This is a genomic window from Caballeronia sp. S22 (genome assembly GCF_964261745.1).
GTDB lineage: Bacteria > Pseudomonadota > Gammaproteobacteria > Burkholderiales > Burkholderiaceae > Caballeronia > Caballeronia jiangsuensis.
Map to the genome: position 1 here is coordinate 858,880 of NZ_OZ180040.1, position 16,955 is coordinate 875,834.

A 16,955-nucleotide genomic window follows, 5' to 3' on the forward strand; every position below is an offset into this window, starting at 1 on the left:
CGAACGAGAGTAGGTTCAGTTTGAGCCGTCTGCAACGGGAACGAATGGCTTGGTAACGTTGGAAAGCCGAATTTGGAATGCGCGTGTCGGCAGAGACCACACGTCGACAGATGAGGCGCATGGGCGCACTCGGTAACCTGGTCGCAAACGTAGCGCATGACTTCAACAACCTGTTGATGGTCGTGAAAGCCAACATGGAGCTGGCACGCCGTAAGAACTTCAATGGACTGGAGAAGGAAGTCATCGCGGTCGAGCGAGCCTCGATGACGGCCGAGGTCTTGGCAAGACGCTCACTCAGTGTTGCGCGTAAGCAGCCGCTGCGCAAAGAATTGATTGACCTGGCGGTTTCAAACCGAAGTGCAACAAGGGGCTTTAATGTTTAGCGCCTTGAGGTTGGCTTGCTGAGGCGAGCGTGGCGGCGAAGACCTCGAACGGTGAATGAAACGCGTGAGTTGCGCGCGGACGGTTGTTCAAGCTGTCGGCGATAGCATCGAGCTCGTCCTGAGTGTAGACCGAGAGGTCGGTGCCCTTAGGTAAGTACTGTCGCAGCAATCCGTTGGTGTTTTCGCAGGTCCCGCGTTGCCAGGGACTGTGCGGATCGCAGAAGTACACGCGCACGCCGGTGGCGGCGGCGAGTTCTTGATGCCGCGTGAGTTCCTTGCCCTGGTCGTACGTAAAGCTCTGGCGCAGGGGTTCGGGAATCGAATAGAGTTGGCCGAGAAGCCCGCCAGAGCTGAGGCGGCGGTTGCCTCCTCCATCTTGGCAAGGGGCACCAGCCGGCTGGCGCGCTCAACCAGCACGCCAACGGAGGATTGGTTCCCAGCGCCTTTGTCGGGTAAGAACGTACCGTTACCGGCACGTTCTCCCCTAAGAACCGGACGGGCGAGTCACCTCGCATCCGGCTCTAGCCATTCTTCAGCACCATCGGGTGGCACCGGACAAGCTGACGGGATGTTTCGCGGCGCGACGACGGGCAAAGTAGGACGTCCATACCGGATCGAACGGATTGGCCGGCGCACGGCAATCAGAGGGACAGCAAACTTGTCTTTAACACGTTCTTCATGGCAGCTTTCTTTGGAGGAACGGTGACTTTAGAGACGGGTGTCGCTTCCATCCGACCAGTGTTTTTCCGACTGGCGTGAGGCGGCAAAGGATTCGCCTTGCCGCCCCACGCCCTTCAACTACCCTGCCGACACCTGAATCCGTCGCGGCTTCGCTTCTTCGCGGCGTGGAATCGTCAGCATCAGCACACCGTCCTTCAACGATGCTTCGACTTTCGACGTATCGAAGTCCTCGCTGACCGTGAAAGTTCGAGAGAAATAAGGCGCGCGAACTTCGGTGTGAGCAAGCTGCAGGTTCGCTGGCACGGGGACGACTGACTCAGCGTCGATGGTCAGGCTGCCGTCATGAACCTTGACTTCCAGCTTGTCCCTCGCGACGCCTGGCAGGTCGGCCCAAAGGGTGACCTTGTGGCCATCTTCGACAATGTCGACCGCAGGCGTTGATGTTTGACGCCGACGAGCCTCCGCGACGTCTCGACCAGCAACGCCGCTCTGGTTGCGTTCGGTGATTTGTGTGTTGTCGCTCATGACGTCACCTCATTGAACAGTAACGGAACGTGGCTTGGATGTTTCCCGTTTCCCGACTGAAATGAGGACACATCCGTCGACATACCTGGCTTGGACATTGTCAGGGTCGGCGTGTTGAGGGAGTTCGATAACACGGCGGAAAGACCCAGAGAAGCGCTCTTGGGCATACTGTCGGGCACCCTCCTGTGGCTGTTCATAGCCCGTTGTTCGTTCACCAGCAATCGTGAGCAATCCCTTGTCCACCGAGATGTCCAATTTGCTCGTGTCTAGACCTGGCGCGAAGGCAACGATTTCAACTGTGTTCTCTGTCGACCCGATGTTGATTTGCGGGAATGTCCCGGCTCGCGTCGAACGAAGGCTTGTGGGAAACCCGCCGAACAGGCTGGACATTTGGCGCTGTAGCCGGTCCAGTTCACTGAAGAGGTCGGGTCCAATGAAAGCATCACTCATTTTCGCTCTCCTCTCGCGGCATGACGGACTGCTGCAATCTAGCCGCCCCTCCTGTCCGCGACAAATTAAGTTGAAGCACGCAGCGTATGCGCGACCGCTGTGCAAAGCCAAAGTAGGAGTTGGTTGAAGAATTTCAAGGCCCGGACCGTCAAATTTTTGAGTCTTGAAAACTAACCTATGGCCCATACTATCCGCGCACCTGAACTACTTGGAGGACGTCATGGAATTCGACACCGATTGGCTTACGCTTGGCAAGCATCGCATTCGGCTTCGCTCGGTCAAGGGTTTCCCGACGGAAGTCATGCACCAACTGGCGGAAGTCACGCGCCTAGCCGTTGATAACAACATGAGCGCACGCGCGCGCGTTGTTGACATCGTACTTCTAGAAGAAAAAAGCTACGACATCACAGTTGGTTCAACCTTGCTGGATGACCGCATTTGCGCACCGCAACTCGAAGCAGCCGTAGCAACAGTGATGGGGCTGCCGTCCGAGAAAGTGAATATCTTTGTGCAGACCGTCGCCCAGGAAGAGGTCGACTTGCATTTCGGCGTCTACGAGAGAATGCTGGCGGAAAAGTTTGGCGCGGCGCCGCCTATACAGTGACCATACAAGTGCGTTTATGGACGCACGCGCTAAATATTCCAGAATGCTTATTGACGCACGCTTTCTTCGTTACTAAATTTTGGTTCGTCAAGGTCAGTCAGATAGCGACGGTCGGCTGTGGGATTCTACCGTTAGAGGTCGCACAAAAGACGACGCGTCGCATCCATTGCATTATGGAGAACGCGATGACTCAGTCCGTGAAGAATCGTTCGTCGAATTTTCGGCGTGTAGTCGATCAAGCGAATTCGAAGCTCGCAGATGCGAGATAACGTCGGCAAACTTCGTGGGAGGTAAGTCTATCGAAGGTGAATGGGAAATCGGGTCGTCAAGAGCATGACAGTACCGACAAGCCAGTCGGGTAACTGCGTTCTATCTAGAAGCAAACGTGCCGATGTTTGGGCGAAACTCCCGGCTTCGGACGGGCAAGCGTTTTTGTATCGCCGCGAGCCGCCGCACGAAAAGCTGCGGCTCGCGCTCAATGGGCAGCCAACGTTGCCGTCTACATTGAAAGTCGGATGAACTTACGCTTTGACCGCACGAACAGAACAAGCTGTCGGGGCGGCTTTCTGAACAAGCCGTACGATGGTCCTCCAACATAGGCTCAAGTCGGCCATAGAATCACTCTTGCGTTCTCGCCGGAATGCCTTTCTCGATTCCTATCGTTCGGGAGTGCGAGAACAGATTCAAGCGCAGCCAGGTCAACCGGTTTCGTCAAGTGAGCATCAAAGCCTGCAGCTTTCGTACGTTGGCGGTGTTCTGCTTGGCCGAACCCAGTTACTGCCGCGACGACAAGCGCGTCGTTGCGGGCAGCGTCACGCAGGCGTTTTATAGCCTCGTAACCAGTCAGCAGCGGCATAGAGAGGTCAAGGAGGACCAGGTCGGGACAAAAGGAAGCTATTATGTCGATTGCCTGCGCGCCGCTATAAGCTTTCAAGACGTTGTGACCAAGGGCATCAAGAAGCATTCCCATGCTGTCCGCCGAGTCGTGATTGTCATCTACTACCAAAACTTTCATCGGCCCCGGCTGCGGCCGTCCTGGGCGTGCCTCGGGACTCGCCAATTTTGGGTTCTCCTTATACGCGGGCAGCCAAACGGTGAATTTTGTACCGCGACCGGGCCCAGAGCTCTGAGCGTCGATGTGGCCGCCATGCAGTTCAACAAGTGAGCGCGCCAAAGTCAGCCCGATACCAAGACCACCCTTTTCCGTGGCAGCATCAGCGTCCTTCTCCTGCGCAAAAAGGTCGAATACCAGGTCCAGCGACTCGGACGCAATCCCGCGACCGTTGTCTTGGACGGAAACCGAAATCATCCACTCCACGTGGAACGCCTCGAGCTGAATGAGACCGCCGGCCTGTGTGTATTTTGAAGCGTTGTCCAAGAGATTTTGAATAACCTGAACGAGCCGTGTCATGTCGCCGTTGACGATAACTGGTTCGTCTGGCATACGGACATCAAGCGTTTGGTCTTTGGCTTCTACCTTGGGCCGAACAGCTTCCACCGCGCGGTCGATGACGTCCTGGATGGCAACAGGTGCCGGCGTCACTCGGACTTTCCCCGTGGTAATCCTGCCGGCATCAAGAAGGTCGTCGACGAGCCGTGTCATGTGCGCGAGCTGCCGGTCAATGATGTCATGGGTGCGGCGGAGGACGTCCGGGTTGGGGAGCGACTGTTGCTGGAGAAGCCCGACCGCGTTACGCATTGGCGCTAGCGGGTTCCTCAATTCGTGTCCCAACATGGCAAGGAATTCGTTCATCCGGCGGCCAGAAGCTTCTAGTTCCTCCAGCCGACGGCGTTCCGTCATATCGCGGACTACTTTAGCGAAGCCGAGCAGTTTGCCCTCGCCGTCGAGAATTACGGACACAACAATGCTAGCCCAGAAGAGAGAGCCATCTTTGCGCACACGCCAGCCCTCTTCCGCATATTGTCCGCTATTGAGCGCCCGGCGCAGCACCTCCTCCGGTCGACCTTTCGCTCGCTGCTCCGGCGGGTAGAAAACGGAAAAGTGCCGACCGATCGCTTGGGCGATCAGCGCACCGAAGCCGCGTGATCGCGCCCGTGATGAACCAGACGCGCTTGAATTCGTGTTTGGTGTCCATGATCCTGCTCCTGAGATCTGTTGGGTTGAAACGAATCGCGTGGAGAGGAGTGTCGGCTCAAAACGAATGGTTGATTAGGCGGGAATGGATGGAAAGTATTTTCCGTTCATGGAAAAGTCGCCTGTGCGAGCGCGGATGCGGCTGCGCGCGGTTCAGCTAATGCTGCTCGTGGTGACGATTGGAATAAAGTCGCGTCAAGCACCCGCCTCAGTCCGGCGGCAACGCGGACACCTTGGTCTTTGCCGGCATTCGACGAGGGTTCCTTGGCCATTGGCGATATGGTGCGTTGCCGCCATCAACGGCCTTTACCCGTGGTGCCTGCGCCCGTGGCGAGGGTGCGGCGAGAACTAACACCCCGCAACCCGGTCGTTGAGAGACTCCGCACGCCAACGTGAGCGTGGCCCATTTTTTGCATGCCCTAGCGGCCGACTGTACAGCTACCCCACGAGAAACATATGTCAGCGATAATCGATCAGCCAGATCCGGACCGTATCTCATCGGGCATCGACGGCCTAGACGATATCCTAGGTGGCGGGTTGACGCCGCATCGCATGTATCTTCTTGAAGGCCCCCCGGGTGCCGGCAAAACGACTTTGGCCATGCAGTTCTTACTCAAGGGCGCTGAAGTCGGAGAGACAGGCTTGTACGTGACCTTATCGGAGACAAAGGCCGAACTCGAGGCCGTCGCTGAAAGTCACGGCTGGGACCCCGCCCACATCACGATCATTGAACTGCTCACGGATGAGGGCCTCGATCCTCGTTACGAACAGACGATCTTACATCCCGCGGAAGTCGAATTGGGAGAAACCGTCCGTGACGTGATCGCGCGGGTCGACGACTTGAAGCCGGTCCGCCTCGTTTTTGACAGCCTGTCCGAACTCAGAATGTTGTCACAGAACGCGCTGCGATACCGGCGTCAGATCTTGGCCTTGAAGCGCTATTTCGCGACCCGGGCCTGCGCGGTGATGCTGCTTGATGACAACACATCGGAACCCGGCGATCTACAGTTGCATAGCATCGCGCATGGCGTGATCAGCCTCGCCAATGTGGTACACGACTATGGCGGCGAACGCAGGCGGCTGCGCATTGCCAAGATGCGCGGAATTAAGTTTCGCGAAGGTTACCACGACATGACGCTCGAAACGGGGGGCGTCAAGGTCTATCCCCGCCTCGTCGCCGCGGAGCATCACAGTGAGTATTCGGCGAATGCATTGAGCACTGGGACACCAGGACTCGATGCACTCATTGGCGGTGGCCTTGTTCCAGGCACTAACACGCTGTTCGTCGGCCCATCAGGAGTCGGTAAAACGACCACCGTCGCCTCGTGTCTGCTGGCTGCGCTCGAGCGCGGAGAAGCCTGCGTCTACTATCTCTTTGACGAGACGCGAACCACATTGCTACGGCGGTCAACCAACCTCGGCATCGATCTTAGGCGCCACCTGGAAAGTGGGTTACTGACGCTGCGCCAAGTCGACCCTGCTGAAATTTCGCCGGGAGAGTTTGCCAGCGATGTGCGTCGCAGCGTCGAGCAGGACGACACGCGCTTTGTCGCCATTGATAGTCTTAACGCGTTCTTGCAAGCCATGCCTGGAGAACGCTATTTGTTGTTACAGATGCATGAGTTGCTCACCTATCTTAATCAGCGCGGCGTCATCACCATGCTGGTGTTGGGGCAGCATGGTGTCATCGGCGAGATCCAAAGCGACATTGATATAAGCTATCTCAGCGATGTGGTCGTACTGTTCCGCTACTTTGAGCGTCGGGGTGAAGTGCTCACCGCGGTGACCGCGGTCAAAAGTCGCGCGAGTGGGCACGAGCGCTCGATCCGCCAGTTCCAACTCGGCAGCCGCGGCTTAATCGTCGGCGAAGCGTTGCGTGATTTCGAAGGCATTCTGGGTGGTCTTCCCAGGTACCACGGGGAGACGGCTATGCTGCCCCCTTCGAACGGCAAGAAGAACCCCTCCTCCGACTAGCGCAATGGAAGCTCGCGTTCTCATCATGGCGCCCTTCGGCCGCGACGCCGATGTCATCTCCGACGTTCTCGCGAGCGACGGCCGAACCTGCTTCTATTGTCTTGACTCGGAATGTCTTTTGAAAGAACTCGAAAGGGGCGCGGGCGTTGCGATCGTTACAGAAGAATCCATTCAGGACGATAGCGCGCCGGCGCTCGGAGAGTGGCTCGAGCATCAAGCTGCCTGGTCCGATCTGCCCATCATCCTGCTTTCGGGACGTTTCGCCGGCCGCCGTTCCGCGGCGAGCCTCCAATTGCTCGAACGCCTTGGGAACGTACTGGTTCTTGAGCGACCCCTGAACTCTGAGACCCTGCGTCGCGCGGTGACATCGTCCCTGCGCGCCCGCGCCCGGCAGTATGAGTCGCGCAAGCATCTGGCGGAATCTGAGCAGCATCTGGTCGAACGCGTGAAAGCGCAAGAAGCACTCGAGCACCTAAATGAATCGCTTGAAAGTCGTATCAGCGAACGCACGCGTGAGCTTGCATCGGCGAATGATCGTCTCATGAAAGAGATCCATGAGCGCGCGAAGGTGCAGGCCGTGCTTGTGCAATCGCAAAAGATGGAAGCCCTGGGCCAATTGACCGGTGGCATTGCGCACGATTTCAACAACCTTCTTAATGTCATCATGGCCAACGCCGAGCTGCTTGCTCGTCTGAGCGAGGACGAGCGGGTGCGCAAGATGGCTGCAACGATCAAACGCGCTACTGAGCGTGGAGGCAAACTCACCGCGCAACTGCTCACGTTCTCACGCACGAGCAATCTCGACCTGAAGGCCGTGAACGTTACTTCGCTGCTCCAAGGCATGCGCGACATCATCTCGATCTCGCTGGGACCGGCCATCGCGTTCTCTACCCATGCGGATGCGAAAGATCTGTGGACGCGAGCAGACGCCAACCAGTTAGAGCTCGCCGTGCTTAACTTGGCCATCAACGCGCGAGATGCCATGCCGGGCGGCGGACGCCTTTCCATCCACACAGGCGAGCGACCCGCGCCGGACGAAACACTTACCGCCGGACGCTACGTTGTCGTCAGTGTGAGCGATTCCGGGACGGGCATTGAGCCAGGTGTCCTCTCTCGCGTGTTCGACCCGTTCTTTACGACAAAGCCGGTTGGCAAGGGTACCGGACTGGGGTTAAGTCAAGTGTACGGAATCGCACGGCAGGCAGGCGGCGTTGCGCGCATTGAGAGTGAGCCGGGAAAAGGCACCACCGTGGAGATGTGGCTGCCGCTCGTCGAAAAGGAGACGCAGGAAATCGTCGCCGGTTCACACTTGGATGACCGCGCGGTGGAGGGGCGCCACATCCTTGTAATCGAGGACGACGAGGACGTCCGAAGCATGCTTGTCGAATGCCTGCAGGCTTTCGGGTACACGGTTTCTCAAGCTCGTGACGGCGTTAGCGGTCTCGAGCGCCTTCGCGTCGACGACCCAGACCTGCTGATGGTCGACTATGCCATGCCTGGAATGAACGGATTGCAGGTCATAGAGAAGGCCCGTGAAATGCGCGAGAAATTGCCGGTAATTCTGGCCACAGGCTACGCAGATGTCGATATTTCGACAATCACTGATAAGCGCGTCACGGCGCTGCGCAAGCCATTTCAACTCGACGAGCTTTCACGCGTGGTCCGCACGGCGCTGAGTGCGCCGACATAATCGAGATCTAAACGTAGGTCGGCTGGAGCTCGCAACAAGCGATGTGATGTGTAGTTGCGAAAGCTCATGTACAGGTGACGTCGTGCTCAACTTGATCTACGTTAATGATGCAAAGCAGTGAGAGTTTATTCCATCATGTAAGCCGCTCGCGAACGCCCGGCGCAGACCGTGATCGCGCGGTGCCGCTATGCGGAGATACGCCTTGACATGAACCCGACGCCTACGACTCAGGCGCACCCCGACATGCCCAGCATTGGTGATCAAGTTGATCGCAGCGGACAAAACGCGGACGCGGACCGAGCCTTGCGACAATTCGCCTTCGTTATTTCCGCCCGACCAAGCATGACCAAGCCCATGGACGACCCATCGCTCAGCACGCAACGATCCGTCTTGGTCACGCCAAACGTCCTGAGTACAGGAGTGGCGCCCTGGTTCTCGATCGAACCGCGTGGTTATAGACACCCGTGTGTCGGTCGGTTTGCCGTTCAACAACGGGCTTATCTGTATAATCTGCTGGACGTCGAGCGAGTGCACGGAGTCGTCGGCGTCACCGTAGAAAACGATCAAGGGAACGGTGTGCATCGGCGCCACGCCCCTGTTTGGTTTTGGCAAGCAGATCGTGCCTCGGCCGTCGTTCATGGCGCACAACGCTGAGAGATGCTCGCTGGCGACCCCGAATGCCACTCTGGATGGATAGCGGCAGCCGCGTATAGGTCGGGGTCAGTTACAGCCAGAGTGATCGCCATGGCGCCACCTGCGGACAGGCCCGCGACTTACGCCCGCGCACCATTACGTTGAACCGGACGATAAGCTCATTCGTAAGGGCGGCAAGCCCCGCGGTTTCCCCGGTGTCGCGCACCTGATTCGACGGTATGAACCAGTTCCAGCAACGAAGCAGACTGGCGCTTTCCGATTGCTCCGGATACACAACAATGCAACACAGAACCCAGCGTCTTCCGCGGCCACATTCATCTGTGTTCCGGCTGCGAAGTCATCGCGGCGTTGCTGCGCGCTGTGGAGCATAACCATCATCGGTAACGGCCGACCGTCGTAGGTTCTTGGGACGTAGACCTTCGCACGATGAGTGTGCCCACCGTGCTCAAAGGTGTGACTCAACCACTGTGATCCCCTGATCGCCGGCCGCAGCGGCTCCTTAGGAAACGAGGCAGGAGAAGCGGGGCGTTTGTGCGCGCACCGCCATACTCAGATGGTCACCTTCCTGCACGCCAGGTCCGCTTACCCAAACAGGCGCGCCGTTCGCCTGCGCCATTGGCGAATCTTGCGCTGTCCGGTCGACGACCGCATTGTCGCGACAAGGGAGGAAGCCTGCGGATAAAAAGCACCTGGCATGGCATACGACCACAACGTGTTATGTGCCAGGAAAAACGGGGTGAGGAAATTCATTGACGTCTCTCGGCTGCGGTCCAGTGTGCATCCAGACTGATGTGCGGTTGAAGACAGAGAGGACGGCAACGCCAAGCTCGGAGGGCGGGCGATTGATCGGTCTTCCAGTTGGTCCACTGTCTACCAAAGACCTCGGATCTTCACTGCCGCTTTGACGCTTCCTTTTTCTCCTTTTTTGCCGCTTTCTTTTCCTTCGGCGTCTTCGTCGCCGCCTTCTTCTGAGTCTTCTTTGCGTCCTGCGCTTTACTCATTTTATGCTCCTCAAAGGGCGGGCGGCGTTTAGCAACTGCTCAAGAATGAGCAACCACTACGCAAGCGGCGGGCCCGTCCTTGTGGCCCCGAAGTGTCAGCGTCGATTCAAACCGGCCTACGTATGCCTGGTTCACACCAGAACGTAGTATCCGGCGCTGTGAGCATGGGGCTCCGTCGCGACCAGGCACGGCCCGCTACTTCTGTCGAGTCCGCATCCGCATCGACGCGCAGCTTCAGCGACCCTTTCTGGCGTCGCAACCGACTGACGACGGCGCGCGCCATGGTCCGATGCGCGGAATCCCGCCGCCAGTTGCCACCGCGCCGGTTGCAGAAGGCTACGAGTCCGTCAAGCGTCGCCAGCCCCTCGCCCTTCAGGCGGCGTGCCAGGCGCGGAAGAAGCCACGCGCCAATCGGGTGATTGGCATGCGGCGGCAGTGCGGCCGCTGCGCAGCCTCGGTGACCATGCGGAACGTCACCGCCGTGCACAACGGTCGCCCGTGCTGATGGATCGGCGCGCGCGGACGGATGGCGAGCGCGGTCGAGCCGTACGCGACCAGCGCGTCGAGCATTGCGGCGAGGTGTCGTTCCATCGCGCGGGCGTCGTCGCGTGCGCATCCTCGTCGGGGTCCCAGTAAGTGCGCGCGATCACCGCGGGCGCGATGCCTTGCATAAGCACCGGGCGCCGTCCTGGGAGCGGGTGCCTTTTCTGTGAGCTTTTCCGGGGCGAGTTGTTTCAAGACACAACCGGTGACTGCTGCCGCGCGTCAGTCTTCACCGTCCTCGTCATGGCCGCCTGCCGACGGTGGCGGCTGCATTCGCGGGAGGCCAAGCTGGGTGAGCGTCGCGCCTGCTTGCCACGAAGACATCAGGCCGAGTCGCACATAGAAATTCGAGGGCTGCGCGGGCCTCGGGCAGTAGATCGGAAAGACGCGCGTTGTCTTCAGCGCGGACCGATGGGCTGTCGTCGCTGTCGTCATGCACCGGCGGCGTCCCATACAGGACGCGCTGCACCAACGCGACGGCGCCCTCGTCGGTGATGAAGTCGATCACTGGCACCAAGCGCACGTCCTGGTAGAGGGCTGCGCCATATATCTCGGCCAGCGCAATGATCACCGCGAGTTCGACGCGGGAGGGCTTGCTCGGCCGCAGCGGCACGGCGTCGCCTTGGGCCGTGAGCCGCGCGACGGCGGCTCGGCGCCTAAGCGTGATCGCTTCGTCAAGGTGCAGCACCACGCGCGCAATGGCTCCGGCGGGCGCCTCGGCGGCCCAACGCTCAGAGCCGTTTGGCCGGTGGTGTTCATCGTGATCCGGCGGAAAGGCTGGTGCCACGGCCGGCTCCTCTCTTAGGTAATCAGGTAACGCCTATTCTACCGCCGAAACTCCATGCCGGCAAAGACATTTACCAAGGTATACTAACCATATATTTTGGGCGCCTGCAAGCGCAGGTCACGGATCGTCAACACGCAGATTTCCCACACCTCACGACTACAACGTCATGGCCTTCGTCCCTCTCTGACCGAAGCGATGGCCTCAGTCAACGAATTGAACGAAACTCCCGATGCAAACTGACGACGACTCCATCGGCCGACGGCGTCGATGCATAGCAGGAAAACCTCAATCCGCCGCTGACTGAGTGCGATAGCAGTTCCTTCGCCGGTTTGTAAATGAGAATTATATCCGCAGGTGCTGACCTACTCTGTAGTACTAACCCTTCACGCCATGCACTCTCCTTTGCAGGTTGCGATAGGCACAACGCTTGCGCTGAGTGATTGCCAATGCGTTGGCACCTTTGGCTCCTTATGCGTTCACTTACCTACTGAGGCTTCCTATGAGACTCCTAACGACTCGAGACGGTCTGCCCCGTCTGTCATGGGGATCAATTATCGCCGGCGTCATTCTTTCGATGATTGTCTATCTGATCATGAGCGTGCTCGGTACGGCCATCGGCGCCTCGCTGCTGTCGCCGATGTCGAAGCCAGACCCCTTGCATGGGTTCGGCTTCGGGTCGGGGGTCTGGGTCATCGTCACCACCGTCCTGGCGGTCTTCGTCGGCTCTTACTACGCAGGCCGCTGCGCACCGGTGCTCGGATGGCTTCATGGTCTGCTGTCTTGGGCGGTGATGACGCTGCTCGTCGTGTACGGCATGACCTCATTGATCACTGGCGCGGTAAGCACTGCGGGTAGTGTCGCAGCGACGACCGCGCAGGTCAGCGCGACTGCCGCTAATCAATCCGGCACAACCCCGTCGATTGTGGATAACGCCAAGCAGCAAGTTCAGGCAGCGGTCGCATCGGCGGCGTCGGCCGCTTCAAGTCCGCAGGCGGAACAGACGGCGCGCGAAGCGGCAGACGCCGCGGCACGCGGCGTCGCACGGGCAAGCTGGTTTTCCTTTGCCGCGCTGATTGTGGGCGCCATCATCGCCATCGTCTCGGGCGGCGCCGGCCTTCGGCATCAACCGCCCTTTGAAGAAAGCGGTGGTACGGCTACTGGCGCCGATACGCCGCCGGTGCGCAGCCGTGCCGTGCCGGGAGGCGGTCGTCTCTAAGCGAGTGCGTTTTCGACCAACCGACGCACTTCCGGCGGTCGGGCTGATGAGGAGCAACCAATGCGTAAGGAAGAGACGTCCGATGCGGTACCAACGCCCGACCCGTCTGACGCAGTGCGCGTGTCGGCGGTCAAGGAAGAGATGGCGGTCGGCGTCGCAACGGTCGAAACGGGCGCCGTGCGGGTGCGCAAAGTCGTCCATGAAGAAATGCATCCCGTCGCGCTGCGCCTGTGCAGTCAGCAGGTCGATGTGCAGCGGGTTCCGGTGAACCGGCCCGTTGACGAGCGCGACGAACCGCGGCGCGAAGGCGACACGCTCATCATTCCGATCTACGAGTATGTCCCGGTGGTACGCATGCAATTGACCTTGAAGGAGGAAGTGCACGTCAAGACGACCGAGATGCAAGAAGACGTGATCCGTCGCGTGCTGACCCACTCGGAGGAACTCGTCGTCGAGCGCCGCGAAGGCCCTGACGGTCCATGGAAGCGGGACCCGGACGCCATCTAACTTAACTTTGGAGAACCCGAAATGGTACAGACAATAATCGGTGTGTTTGACTCGTTCGCAGATGCCGAGCGCGCTCAACGCCGCCTGGAATCGGAAGGCGTTGCTCGTACGGACATGGAGGTCCACAGCTCAACGACCGGCGACGCACAAACGATGAGCAGTGATACAACGACCCGGCCCGTTATCAGTGACACTACTGGTGAAAACCGCGTTCACGATGGACCCGTGAGCGGCATTGAACACTTCTTCAAGAGGTTGTTCGGCGGTAGCGACGAGCCCGAAGAGATTGGGCACTATCATGAAGCGGTTCGACGCGGGGGTGCTTTACTTTCGGTCGACGTCACCGACGAGACGTCTGTGGAACGCGTCCGGGAGGCACTATATGCCGAAGGCGCCGTTGACATCGACTCGCGTGTCGCACAGTGGCGCAATACCGGTTACACGGCCTATGACCGTAACGCCCCGGCCTACACGGCCGATGAGATAGCGGCGGAACGCCAGGCATTTCCGGTCGTTCAGGAGTCGCTCGAAGTGGGCAAACGCGAGGTGCAGAAGGGCGGCGTTCGGGTTTATTCGCGCGTGACGGAAACGCCGGTCAGCGAGTCCGTCAATCTGCGAGAAGAGCACGCGACCATTGAGCGCAGAGCGGTGGACCGCCCGGCGACAGCGGCCGATCTGAAGGAAGGCTCGGTAGAGATCCGCGAAACGGCTGAAGAGCCCGTGATCGCCAAGACCGCGCGCGTCATCGAAGAGGTGGTGGTCGGAAAGGAATCATCGACCCGAACCGAGACCGTCAACGATACGGTGCGTGGCACCGAAGTGGACGTCGAAAGGACGGCTGGAACAGATGACACTCCTGCGGTCCGACCCGTTAATAAGCCGCCTCTTTGAAACCGAAGATCGGGGACCGCCCGCGGAACATCTGCGCGGTCCCCCTTGTTTCGGATTTCATCTGCACGTTGCCCCGCTGCCTGATCGCAACTGCGGCGATCGAGCCTTCGTCACGAATCGATGCCTCAGCACGACTTGTTGACGCATTTCCCGAACACCTTCAGGAGGAAGCCATGGCGAACACCGACGGCCTTGAACCGGTCAGCTCGCTTGTCACAGAGAAGGCTGACAAAACCTATGAATTTCCGACCAGCGCGAATCACGGCGCCTCGGAAGCCGATACTAAGCCGTCCGCAACCGCCGGCGAAGGCGACTTCCGGGAAGCATCCCAGTCGTGGGACGCTAAACCATCTGGCGGTGACGCACGGGCAAGCGCAAAAGAGAAGCTCGCTGATATGAAAGGTGCCTTGGTTAAAAACTACAGGTCTGCGAGCGACACCACAGACGATTTCGTGCATGACAACCCTTGGAAGGCGATCGTCATGGCTGGATTAGCGGGCTTGATTGTTGGCATGCTCATTTCGCGTTAGACCGGTGCGACTCTGAACGAGCGCATTGGCAGCGTGGTCGCAAAGCCACTTGTGCTCGCGTACGAATTCAGTAGAGATCTTGCTGCACTTCGAAGTTCACCTGCCGTCTCGGTCTCTGCCACCTTTGTGAAGCGAAAAACGCCAGCGACCCGCGGTGTCTTTTACCGCGAGGGCGCTGTGCTCGCACATCACCGCAATGGCGACAGTTTGCTCCGCTCGACCGTCGCGCCCCGTTCACGACTCCGAGGTGTTCACCTGCCCCACGCATTCGGCCCGATTACGGGCGTGCATCTTGGGATGTGGTGCATCGAATCTGAGCCTTCCCTCTGCTTTTGCCGCACAGACGACGTGTGAGTCAGCGCTTTGCCTTATGAAAGCTAGCTTTTGCGCTCCCCCAATGCCTTCGTCGCGAAGCGAGGACACACAGATGTCCTGACTCGCCCAGCGCAAGTTATCACGCGCCCCTTGCGCGAGCTTCTCATGACGCTTTCGGAATTGCCAGCTTTCTTCTGATCAAGTTCCTCGAGATCGAGCAGCGCGTTATGGGCGGTGTCGATCGCGCGGATGATCTCGTCGAGCTTGATCTGCATCGCGGCCGTGTTGCGGTTCTGCGTGCTTTGCGGGATCAGAAAGACCATCAGGAAGGGTGACAATGGTGGCCGACGTATTGATGACCAGTTGCCATGTCGCTGAAGTGGAGGAGCGGGCCGGGCACGTCTCAGACGATCACCAGGACAGCCGCGAGGATAAAGGCTGACGCGGCCGCCCAGTCGCGCCAGGGTATTCGAGAATCCAAGAACCAAGAAGTTTTCATTCGGCGTCTCCACATCATTCATTATTTGGCTTGCCTGATCGACACCGATCCGCGTGAACGGTCGCCGGTGCTGGCTCCGCTGACCGAATGCCGATGACTATCCCTCATCGTCAGCGCATTAGCGCGCGGCGGCCCCGAGCATGCGTCGACCCTCCGCTCGCACATAGATCGAAGTCGTCTGCAACGACGCATGACCCAAACTCGGCTGCATCACATCGGTGGGCTTCTCGCGCGCCGCAGCCCGTGTGCCGAACGTAAACCGAAAAAATGCGCCGACGTGTTCGCGGGTTGCACCGAGTCGTCGGTGATGAAGCCGACTAGCGCAGCCGTCTATGCGCTCAAGCGTTGCACGGCCATGCGTACCAGCCGCCCCAACGCATCAACGGTGTAAGGCGCTTCCTTGGCGTCGTGAAAATGATTCGCGTCATGCCGTTCCAGCGCGGCCGCGTGGGCGGGATCCACTGCTGCGCGATCAGCGGCCCGTGCCCCTGTGGGGCGTCGAAATCGCGGCTCCGATCTTGCCAATGCGCGCGTAGCGCAGCGATAATCGCTCCACTCACCGGAACCGTGCGTTGCTTGCGGCGCTTGCCGGCGATGTTCAGCGTCCAGGCCGCGAAAAGAGAGTAGATTCCGCTTCACTACGCCTGGTCAAGCAGTCGTTGGCGGGCCCAACGACTGGCCGTCATGGTCTCCCATACGCGTTTCCCGAATTATCGAAGGCAATGCTAGCCATGTTCGATCGCGGGCCTAGCGTAACGTCAGTCCTATCGAATGCGTGAGAAGTGGTTGACAGCAGCCCCCAGCAATGAATGCTTGCCCCCACGACGCCGTCGCTCAACGACCTTCAATTGCCGAAGCAGCGCAAGCACTGGAAACGGCTTGCTCATGAAGCAGGCACACGGTACGCTCGGGCGTCGTCGAGAATCGGAGATGAGAATCACCGGGATCTGGGCGAGCTTCGGATCAGAGAGCATTACCCGGATTAATCCTACGCCGTTGAGGCCAGGCATCGCGCAATCGGTCACGACAACGTCCGGCGGTGCAGCTTCTGCAAGCGATAGAGCGTGCTCGCCGTCAGTCGCCGTTCGGACGATATAACCTTCCGCCGCAATCGCAACGCCGAGAGAACCCAGCCATCCCATATCGTCATCGACAAGTAGCACGGAAGCCATTCATACCCCCTCGCCGCTTAGCGCGGGCGCTGTGCGTGAGTCTTGGGCACCGCCCCGAGGAGCCCTTGTTGCTACAGTTCATGCTAGCCGGCACTCTGGACTGGTTTATTGCTTTATCTTGCCTGTCGCCTTCGGGTTTGCGTCCGGCCTCGACGCGCCATCCGGCGACATGCCTTTCTCGCGTTGCCCCATCAGGGTTGGAGCGCCTTCGCTGTTTGCCCCAGTTGAGCCGGCCTGAGCTGCCTGGCCCATCGGCGTGCCTCGTTGAGTCGCTGGCGATGAAGAGTCAGGAGTGTTTTGCGCAAGTGCGCTCGCGCTTGCAGCGAAACAGATGACGCTTATCAAAGTTTGGATGCGGTTCATGGCTGCCTCGTATGTGGTACTTCCACAGTCTTACACAAGCATCCGGCGTGCCTTAGTGCGACCAAGCCTAATTGA

At 59.2% G+C, this 16,955-nt stretch carries 17 protein-coding genes and 2 pseudogenes; 8 read left to right on the top strand and 11 right to left on the bottom strand.

Annotated elements, in window-relative coordinates:
- Positions 1–14: 14 nt before the first annotated feature.
- Positions 15–344 (top strand): annotated as a pseudogene (locus ACEN42_RS42355) (hybrid sensor histidine kinase/response regulator); the annotation flags it as partial.
- A gap of 28 nt (positions 345–372) precedes the next feature.
- Here ACEN42_RS42355 and ACEN42_RS42360 read toward each other — a convergent pair.
- The 3 genes and pseudogenes from ACEN42_RS42360 to ACEN42_RS42370 all read right to left on the bottom strand — a co-directional run.
- Positions 373–830 (bottom strand): annotated as a pseudogene (locus ACEN42_RS42360) (IS30 family transposase); the annotation flags it as partial.
- Positions 831–1,181: 351 nt separating this feature from the next.
- On the bottom strand, positions 1,182–1,589 hold the full coding sequence (locus ACEN42_RS42365) for an Hsp20/alpha crystallin family protein (RefSeq protein ID WP_371884290.1): 408 nt from the start codon (positions 1,587–1,589) through the stop codon (positions 1,182–1,184).
- Between the two features lie 9 nt (positions 1,590–1,598).
- Positions 1,599–2,039 (bottom strand): Hsp20/alpha crystallin family protein, encoded by a 441-nt coding sequence (locus ACEN42_RS42370; protein WP_371884291.1) that lies wholly within the window; start codon positions 2,037–2,039, stop codon positions 1,599–1,601.
- Between the two features lie 220 nt (positions 2,040–2,259).
- Between ACEN42_RS42370 and ACEN42_RS42375 the strand changes: the two genes are divergently transcribed.
- On the top strand, positions 2,260–2,643 hold the full coding sequence (locus tag ACEN42_RS42375) for a hypothetical protein (RefSeq protein ID WP_371884292.1): 384 nt from the start codon (positions 2,260–2,262) through the stop codon (positions 2,641–2,643).
- A gap of 601 nt (positions 2,644–3,244) precedes the next feature.
- Here ACEN42_RS42375 and ACEN42_RS42380 read toward each other — a convergent pair.
- Positions 3,245–4,807 carry an ATP-binding protein gene (locus ACEN42_RS42380; RefSeq protein ID WP_371884696.1) on the bottom strand — a complete coding sequence of 521 codons (1,563 nt, stop codon included), beginning with the start codon at positions 4,805–4,807 and terminating at the stop codon, positions 3,245–3,247.
- A 387-nt stretch (positions 4,808–5,194) separates the two neighbouring features.
- Here ACEN42_RS42380 and ACEN42_RS42385 point away from each other — a divergent pair, with 387 nt between their 5' ends.
- On the top strand, positions 5,195–6,712 hold the full coding sequence (locus ACEN42_RS42385) for an ATPase domain-containing protein (RefSeq protein WP_371884293.1): 1,518 nt from the start codon (positions 5,195–5,197) through the stop codon (positions 6,710–6,712).
- 4 nt (positions 6,713–6,716) lie between these two features.
- A complete protein-coding gene (locus tag ACEN42_RS42390; RefSeq protein WP_371884294.1) occupies positions 6,717–8,402 on the top strand; it encodes an ATP-binding protein in 1,686 nt (561 codons plus the stop codon).
- Between the two features lie 789 nt (positions 8,403–9,191).
- On the opposite strand, the gene ACEN42_RS42395 is transcribed toward ACEN42_RS42390, so the two are convergent.
- From ACEN42_RS42395 to ACEN42_RS42410, 4 genes are all read right to left on the bottom strand, one after another.
- A complete protein-coding gene (locus tag ACEN42_RS42395; RefSeq protein ID WP_371884295.1) occupies positions 9,192–9,434 on the bottom strand; it encodes a hypothetical protein in 243 nt (80 codons plus the stop codon).
- A 729-nt stretch (positions 9,435–10,163) separates the two neighbouring features.
- Positions 10,164–10,493 carry a phage integrase family protein gene (locus ACEN42_RS42400; RefSeq protein WP_371884697.1) on the bottom strand — a complete coding sequence of 110 codons (330 nt, stop codon included), beginning with the start codon at positions 10,491–10,493 and terminating at the stop codon, positions 10,164–10,166.
- A complete protein-coding gene (locus ACEN42_RS42405; RefSeq protein ID WP_371884700.1) occupies positions 10,430–10,648 on the bottom strand; it encodes a hypothetical protein in 219 nt (72 codons plus the stop codon). Before ACEN42_RS42405 ends, ACEN42_RS42400 begins: the two co-directional genes overlap by 64 nt.
- A 193-nt stretch (positions 10,649–10,841) precedes the next feature.
- Positions 10,842–11,387 (bottom strand): hypothetical protein, encoded by a 546-nt coding sequence (locus ACEN42_RS42410; RefSeq protein ID WP_371884296.1) that lies wholly within the window; start codon positions 11,385–11,387, stop codon positions 10,842–10,844.
- A 499-nt stretch (positions 11,388–11,886) separates the two neighbouring features.
- On the opposite strand from ACEN42_RS42410, the gene ACEN42_RS42415 reads away from it, so the two are divergent.
- From ACEN42_RS42415 to ACEN42_RS42430, 4 genes are all read left to right on the top strand, one after another.
- Positions 11,887–12,603 (top strand): hypothetical protein, encoded by a 717-nt coding sequence (locus ACEN42_RS42415; RefSeq protein ID WP_371884297.1) that lies wholly within the window; start codon positions 11,887–11,889, stop codon positions 12,601–12,603.
- A 120-nt stretch (positions 12,604–12,723) separates the two neighbouring features.
- The gene (locus ACEN42_RS42420) at positions 12,724–13,110 is read left to right on the top strand and encodes a YsnF/AvaK domain-containing protein (protein ID WP_371884298.1); all 387 of its coding nucleotides are present in this window, start codon (positions 12,724–12,726) and stop codon (positions 13,108–13,110) included.
- Positions 13,111–13,131: 21 nt separating this feature from the next.
- Positions 13,132–14,001 (top strand): YsnF/AvaK domain-containing protein, encoded by an 870-nt coding sequence (locus ACEN42_RS42425; RefSeq protein ID WP_371884299.1) that lies wholly within the window; start codon positions 13,132–13,134, stop codon positions 13,999–14,001.
- A gap of 173 nt (positions 14,002–14,174) precedes the next feature.
- Positions 14,175–14,531, top strand: coding sequence for a YqjD family protein (locus tag ACEN42_RS42430; protein WP_371884300.1), 357 nt, complete (start codon positions 14,175–14,177; stop codon positions 14,529–14,531).
- Positions 14,532–14,908: 377 nt separating this feature from the next.
- On the opposite strand, the gene ACEN42_RS42435 is transcribed toward ACEN42_RS42430, so the two are convergent.
- The 3 genes from ACEN42_RS42435 to ACEN42_RS42445 all read right to left on the bottom strand — a co-directional run bounded on the left by ACEN42_RS42435 (position 14,909) and on the right by ACEN42_RS42445 (position 16,880).
- Positions 14,909–15,367, bottom strand: a complete 459-nt coding sequence (locus ACEN42_RS42435; RefSeq protein ID WP_371884301.1) for a low affinity iron permease family protein — start codon at positions 15,365–15,367, stop codon at positions 14,909–14,911.
- Between the two features lie 742 nt (positions 15,368–16,109).
- Positions 16,110–16,517 (bottom strand): PleD family two-component system response regulator, encoded by a 408-nt coding sequence (locus tag ACEN42_RS42440; protein WP_371884302.1) that lies wholly within the window; start codon positions 16,515–16,517, stop codon positions 16,110–16,112.
- A gap of 105 nt (positions 16,518–16,622) precedes the next feature.
- Positions 16,623–16,880, bottom strand: a complete 258-nt coding sequence (locus tag ACEN42_RS42445; protein WP_371884303.1) for a hypothetical protein — start codon at positions 16,878–16,880, stop codon at positions 16,623–16,625.
- Between the last annotated feature and the right edge of the window lie 75 nt (positions 16,881–16,955).